We start from the raw sequence: 1185 nt of genomic DNA, 5'->3' as shown, positions 1-1185 counted from the left end.
CGACAGGTTTTGGAAAAAGACTTCTCGGTATTCGGTCAATGTTAGCTCTGATTCACCGCGAATCCGTCGCAGTTGGTTTTCTTTAACGCAGTCTATGGCTAGACGCTTGTCCAACCAATATTTCTCGGTTAAAGAGCTGCCCAAAACTCGATAGTTTCCTAAGGGCATTATTGTCGCTAGCATCCCGTGCTTTTGAGCTAGTCTGGCCATCAGTTCGGTATCAGCACCTACTTTCCACTCTAAAAATCCTCCTATTTCTAGGAGAGCTTCTCGCTCTACTACTAAAGCTGTGGGAAAAACCCAAGGAAGCGCGCCTTTTTCTTGAACCTCCTGCAATTCTTCTTGATTTGTGGGATATGTGGGAATGTAGCTGACTTTGTTGCCGCACTTGTCTAGATAGCGGAGGGCGTGACCGACTGATTTAACTTCTGGGTGCTGTTTTAACATTTTCAAACATTCTTCTAGTTTGTTTGGTTCCCAGGTGTCGTCGCTGTCTAAAAATGCGATAAATTTTCCGGTTGCTGCTTCGATCATGAGATTTCTGGATTTGTAAGCTCCTAAGTTTTTGGGGTTTTTGTAATACTTAATTCGCTGATCTTTCCCCGCCATGTCGGTGACGGTGTTTTCGGTACCGTCGGTCGAACCGTCGTCAATTACTAGGATTTCTAGATTCTGGTGAGTGCCGTTGAGTGCGGAGGCTATCGCTTCGCCAATTGTATCTTTGGCGTTGAATGCCGGCATAATAATGCTAACTTTCTCTGGGTGAAAAGTTATGCTAATTTCAGGCGCTGCTGATGCTTCTAGGGCGGTTCGGGCTTCGGGGACTGCGGGCGAAGCAGTGCTGACTTTTTCGGGGTTTAACTTTTTATTGCTCGCACCTTCACTCGCTTTGTTAGCCAGGTTTTTACCGTTTCGTCCGGGGATGAATGCGCCGATATTTTCTGCGTTCATAACGTTATTTTTAATTTTTGTTTGAGGTTTTTCTTTGGAAAAATAGATGCTTATCAAAAAAAAATACTGATTTAAAGAGCAATTGTAGCAAGCGTCGCGATTGCCTGCAACACTTTTAATTATAAACTTTTTAATACTTAACATTTCCCATAATTGGACTTAGAGTGTAGTGTATTTAACAAACCTATGGGACTGATTTGAATAGTAAATTTGCGGCAGTTAATGATTCTTATC

At 42.9% G+C, this 1185-nt stretch carries 1 protein-coding gene; it reads right to left on the bottom strand.

The window, feature by feature from the left end:
* Window positions 1-951: glycosyltransferase family 2 protein (locus ACUVJL_RS38950; RefSeq protein ID WP_445250705.1), on the bottom strand; the 951-nt coding region annotated here is incomplete at its 3' end.
* Window positions 952-1185: the final 234 nt, after the last annotated feature.

This window comes from Microcoleus sp. OTE_8_concoct_300 (genome assembly GCF_031383065.1).
In the GTDB taxonomy this organism is placed as follows: Bacteria; Cyanobacteriota; Cyanobacteriia; order Cyanobacteriales; family Microcoleaceae; genus Microcoleus.
This window is presented reverse-complemented; position numbering and strand designations above follow the sequence as displayed.